Annotated in this window: 4 protein-coding genes; all 4 read left to right on the forward strand. The window is 34.9% G+C overall.

Going from position 1 to position 2,727, the window contains the following annotated elements; translation table 11 throughout:
- The first annotated feature begins 389 nt into the window (after window positions 1-389).
- The 4 genes from C8K15_RS19830 to C8K15_RS19845 all read left to right on the forward strand — a co-directional run bounded on the left by C8K15_RS19830 (window position 390) and on the right by C8K15_RS19845 (window position 2,211).
- A complete protein-coding gene (locus C8K15_RS19830; RefSeq protein WP_108588108.1) occupies window positions 390-836 on the forward strand; it encodes a hypothetical protein in 447 nt (148 codons plus the stop codon).
- A gap of 1 nt (window position 837) precedes the next feature.
- The gene (locus C8K15_RS19835) at window positions 838-1,056 is read left to right on the forward strand and encodes a helix-turn-helix transcriptional regulator (RefSeq protein WP_108588109.1); all 219 of its coding nucleotides are present in this window, start codon (window positions 838-840) and stop codon (window positions 1,054-1,056) included.
- Between the two features lie 25 nt (window positions 1,057-1,081).
- The gene (locus C8K15_RS19840; protein ID WP_108588110.1) at window positions 1,082-1,813 is read left to right on the forward strand and encodes a DUF4386 domain-containing protein; all 732 of its coding nucleotides are present in this window, start codon (window positions 1,082-1,084) and stop codon (window positions 1,811-1,813) included.
- 215 nt (window positions 1,814-2,028) lie between these two features.
- Window positions 2,029-2,211, forward strand: coding sequence for a hypothetical protein (locus C8K15_RS19845; protein WP_108588111.1), 183 nt, complete (start codon window positions 2,029-2,031; stop codon window positions 2,209-2,211).
- Window positions 2,212-2,727: the final 516 nt, after the last annotated feature.

Raw genomic sequence — 2,727 nt, forward strand, 5'->3', positions numbered from 1 at the left:
TATTTTTAGATATTTGAGAATCAGTTTTTTTTTCGTAATAAAGCTCTCTCTTTCAAGAAAGAAATATGAATTTCAGTCCCTTTTGCAGTGCCCTCTATTTGTGTCGCTTTTTACATTATTCCGGCAAACTTTTATAGTTCGTAGTCGAATCAGTACATAGCGGAGCAGAGGTATCGATAAAGTCATTTCCTCTTATGATTCGTTGACAAAATCATTAGCTTGGGAGAAGGCTGTTGACCATGCGTAGAGAAGGTGAATTTTAATATCAGAGTTTAAATAAAAATTTTTTTGGCATCACATGTAAAGAATATTTTACATATAGTAAGGTAAACAATACATTAAGTATATTAAACTTTACTTATTGTAAATATTATACAAGGAGAAGAAATATGTCCTATCAAGAAAAGAAAAATATCGTATCTTTAATTAGCACATTACTAATTTTTTCGCTCTATTCAACGTATGTGTTTCATATGTACCAAGAAGGAAGGTTTCTTTCGACAGATGTTTTCAGCTTTTGGGGTTCCTTCATCGTCATCTTAATCGCCGTATCGATTGTAGCCAAAATCATCATTTATATAATTTTCAATATCATCTATAGAATAACTACTAATGAAAAAGAGCCTCCATTTTCTGATGAACTAGACAAGTTAATTCATTTAAAAGCGACAACGATTTCTCATTATGTGTTTGTATTGGGCTTTGTTATAGCAATGGGATCATTGGTCATGGATGTGCCACCTTATATCATGTTCATCATACTTATTTTTTCAGGGGTTGTCTCTGATGTGGTTGGAATGATCACAGAGATATGTCTATATCGGAGAGGAGTCTAAGATGGGGAAATGTCTAATCCGCAATAACATTCGGAGCTTGCGCTTTAACCATAGTGAAATGACGCAACAACAACTAGCAGATAAAGTAGGTGTAACACGACAAACCATCTTTGCCATCGAAAAAGGAAATTACTCCCCTTCTCTGGAATTAGCTTTTCGCATTGCTTTCGTCTTCAACTTACCGTTGGAGGAGATTTTCTCTTTTGAGTTAAAGAATTAAATTACAATAATTTGGAGGGATTAAAATGACAAACGGCATTGCCGAAAAATCACCAGTTGTTTTTGCAAGGTTCGCAGGATTTGGATTACTACTCATGTTTATACTAGCGATTTTCGCTAATTTTTTTGTGCTCGAGAGTCTTATCATTCCGGGAGATGCAGCAAGAACTGCAAATAACATCATTGCCAATGAGTTGTTATTTCGCTTCGGTATTTCTAGTTTCATAATCGTGCTTATTCTTGATGTTTTGGTAGCATGGGCACTTTATATTTTGTTAAAACCAATAAACAAGGGTCTTGCATTGCTAGCAGCATTGTTTAGGTTGATATACGCCGCTCTTTTTGGAGTGGCCCTATATAATTTTTTAAGTGTTTTGCAGTTATTAAGTGGGGCTAACTACTTGAAGGTGTTTGAAACAGATCAGTTACATGCTCAGGTGATGTTATTTATAAATGCGTTTAGCAATGGTTGGGTTATTGGACTAGTATTTTTTGGCTTTCATTTGTTTGTCGTAGGTTATTTGATATTTAAGTCAGGTTTCATGCCAAGAATTATTGGCATCTTGTTGATAATGGCATCTATTGGCTATCTAATAGACAGTTTTGCAAAGGTTCTTTTATCCAATTACACCGATTACGAAACCATATTTATACTAATTGTTGCAGTACCTGGGGTTGTTGGGGAAGTTTCATTAGCCATGTGGCTTTTGTTTAAAGGGAATAAAATACCGGAAATGGTCCTGAAAAGTAAAAAATGATGGGAGAGATGTAGGAATGTACATGCGATACGATACAGTTGAGTGTGCGAATTAATCTCATGTAATGAATCTTGTTTCTTGTTCAACTAACGGGGCAGGTTAGTTGAATTATTCCGGCTTACAGACAAAAGAATATTTGTTAATAAAAAGGAATATGGTAATATTAAGGAAATTTAGATAAATTTAAAGAAACAAACAGCAAAGGGGGGATGTATGTGATAGCTATAGTTATTTTCAGCTTTTTTGCATTGCTTATCCTATTTGGGGTAGTTTATGATTTCTTCATTCGAAAAAGTTTTAAGGAAATGGAAAGCGGTCCTGTAAATCAAAATGCCGAGCAAGCAAAAAGAGACGCCAAAACTAATGAAGCGTCAAACTTTAATGGGTTCGGACAGTGATAAACAGGATTTCTTTCTTAATAAGTAATGACAATTCCGTCATATGTGTCGCTATTTGCGTCACTTTTTTTATATACATTATTACGGCAAACTTTTTATGATTCGTAGCCGAATCTGTGCATAGCGGAGCAGAGGTACCGATAAAATTGCCCAATACGTTGAATGAAGTTTTCTTATTGAACAACGGGTGCTTTAGTTCAATAAGAAAATTAAAAGATTGTAGGAAAAAGCTCCGTTTTCATCCTAGTTTTGAAAACGCATTTTTATTTAACTATTAAAAAGTCAAATCGCAATCACCAGGTAGTGTGATTGCGATTTCAGGTTGTAGACAAAAGGGTTTCGGAATGTGTTCATTCCGAAACCCTTTTGTCATTTTTATTGAATTTGAAGCAATTATTGAGGAAAGTAGACCTCTCCGAGGATTATTTATGCCATTTTCGGAGCTCGCCATGTCCAGCTGGCGAGTTTTTTTAAATTCATGGCAGCGAAAGTAAGCATCGCCTGCATCGACAATTT

Origin of the sequence: Paenisporosarcina sp. OV554 (assembly GCF_003058165.1) — a bacterium.
GTDB lineage: Bacteria > Bacillota > Bacilli > Bacillales_A > Planococcaceae > Paenisporosarcina.